The organism is Massilia sp. 05N420, from assembly GCF_056397205.1.
Genome location: NZ_JBFTMX010000195.1, coordinates 1 through 431, shown reverse-complemented (window position 1 = coordinate 431; position 431 = coordinate 1). Strand labels below are relative to the sequence as shown.

Below are 431 nucleotides of genomic sequence, written 5' to 3'. Positions count from 1 at the left end.
CAACGGAATTCGACTGGCTGTCGCGCGATCCGGCGGAGGTCGCGAAATATATCGCCGATCCTCTGTGCGGCTTCGATGCCTCTGTATCGATGTGGCTCGACGTTTTCGAACTGACATTCCGGGCGATGAAAAAGGAACAGCTCGACCGGCTTCCGAAGGATCGTCCGATCCATCTTGTCGGCGGTGGGCAGGATCCGGCAACGGAGCGCGGAAAAGCCGTTCTGTGGCTCTCAAACCATTTGAAACGGCAGGGCTTCTCCCGTATCACCACTGAAATATATCAGGACTTCAGGCACGAGACCTTGAACGAGACCGGCGCAGCAGATGCCATCTCGGCCTTCGCCGATTGGTGCGACGGCGCGGTCATGCGGTCCTGACGGGAACATTCCACATGGCAGGCGCGGCAATGAAGACGAACACCTCCTCCGAAG

General features: G+C 58.5%; 1 protein-coding gene. It reads left to right on the top strand.

Going from position 1 to position 431, the window contains the following annotated elements:
* Positions 1 to 377 (top strand): serine aminopeptidase domain-containing protein (locus tag AC1DIX_RS27935; protein ID WP_477328614.1); only part of this gene is annotated, 377 nt, incomplete at its 5' end.
* Positions 378 to 431: the final 54 nt, after the last annotated feature.